The sequence below is a fragment of the Terrabacter sp. GCM10028922 genome (assembly GCF_042666095.1).
In the GTDB taxonomy this organism is placed as follows: Bacteria; Actinomycetota; Actinomycetes; order Actinomycetales; family Dermatophilaceae; genus Terrabacter.
The window spans coordinates 1-1,443 of the sequence record NZ_JBHTFG010000012.1; the positions used below are offsets into that span (position 1 = coordinate 1).

At 68.5% G+C, this 1,443-nt stretch carries 1 protein-coding gene; it reads left to right on the forward strand.

What is annotated here, in order from left to right; all coding sequences use genetic code 11:
• The first annotated feature begins 230 nt into the window (after positions 1 to 230).
• The gene (locus ACFQU3_RS13505; protein ID WP_385910577.1) at positions 231 to 1,427 is read left to right on the forward strand and encodes an IS110 family transposase; all 1,197 of its coding nucleotides are present in this window, start codon (positions 231 to 233) and stop codon (positions 1,425 to 1,427) included.
• The last annotated feature ends 16 nt before the right edge of the window (positions 1,428 to 1,443 follow it).

Genomic DNA, 1,443 nt, shown 5'->3' on the forward strand with positions numbered 1-1,443 from the left:
GCGGCTGCTAGACGATTCCCGTAGGACCGGTGTCTGGCCAGACTCGGTCTAGGTGATCAGCGGGCAGCTCTCCATGCGGCTGCCCACCAACTCGATCGGTGTGGCTCACTATCGGTCTGCGGCCCGCTGGTCACCGTGACGAGGCGTGGCTCAAGAAGGGACTGCCCTGCTCGTAGTAGCAATGCCCACCTCGCCGTCCACACCGGATCGAGCACAGGCGGGAGCGGTACATGGAGCACGTCATCATCGGGGTCGACCCGCACAAGCTGTCGGCCACCATCGAGGCGGTCGATCGTCAGGAGCGGCTTCTTGGTTCGGGACGGTTCACCACCGACCGGGCCGGCTACGCAGCCATGCGGGCCTACGCGAAGGCCTGGCCCGATCGGGTCTGGGCCGTCGAGGGCAGCAACGGAGCCGGCCGGCCGTTGGCGCAGCGGCTGCTCGAGGACGGCGAACGGGTCGTCGATGTCCCAGCCAAGCTCGCCGCCCGGATCCGGCTCTTCGACACCGGCCACAACCGCAAGACCGACGCCCGCGACGCGCACTCCATCGCGGTCGTCGCGGTCCGCACCAAGACGCTGCGCACGTTGCATCTCGACGGCGAGCTCGAGGCGCTGCGGATGCTCACCGACCGGCGCGAAGCGCTCACCCGCCGCCGCGTCCAGACCGTCGACCGGCTCCAAGCACTGCTCGCGGAACTCCTTCCAGGACAAGCGAAGAAGGACATCACCACCGGCCAGGCCAAAGCCATGCTGGCATCGGTCAGGCCCCGGGACATCGCCGGCAAGACCCGCCGCCGGATCGCCGTGGAAGAACTGGCCGAGCTCGTTGCCGTCGAGGCCAAGATCAAGAAGGCCACCGCGGAACTGAAGGCGATCGTGACCGAGCGCGGCTCCCATCTGATGGACCTGCACGGCGTCGGACCCGTCGTCGCTGCCCGGGTCTTGGCCGACGTCGGCGACGTCACCCGATTCGCCGACCGCAACCGGTTCGCCTCCTGGACCGGGACGGCACCCTTGGACGCCTCCTCGGGGGAGCAGACCCGGCACCGGCTGTCCCGCGCTGGGAACCGGCGGATGAACCACATGATCCACATCGCCGCGATCAGCCAGATCCGCCTCGACACCGACGGCCGCGCCTACTACTCGCGCAAGCGCGCCGAGGGCAAGAGACCTCTCGAGGCGATCCGTTGCCTCAAGCGCAGGATCTCGGACGCCATCTACCGCCAGCTGCTCGAGGACGCTCGAGCGGTCGATACGGGTCCGGGAGGGCACCGCGGGGCGTCTCAAGAATCCAGCGCGGTCGACCTTCCCCCGCACATCGACACTTCGGATCAGCCACTTCCCGGACCCGCACAACCGACGCTACGCCCGGCACCCACGCCACGGAAGACCGACCGCATCAACACACTCGACGCCACCGGTTGACAACAGAAGGGAGCCG

Bases quoted from the DNA above. Each gene is read 5' to 3' on its own strand.
- ACFQU3_RS13505 (WP_385910577.1), top strand. From the start codon at position 231: ATGGAGCACGTCATCATCGGGGTCGACCCGCACAAGCTGTCGGCCACC.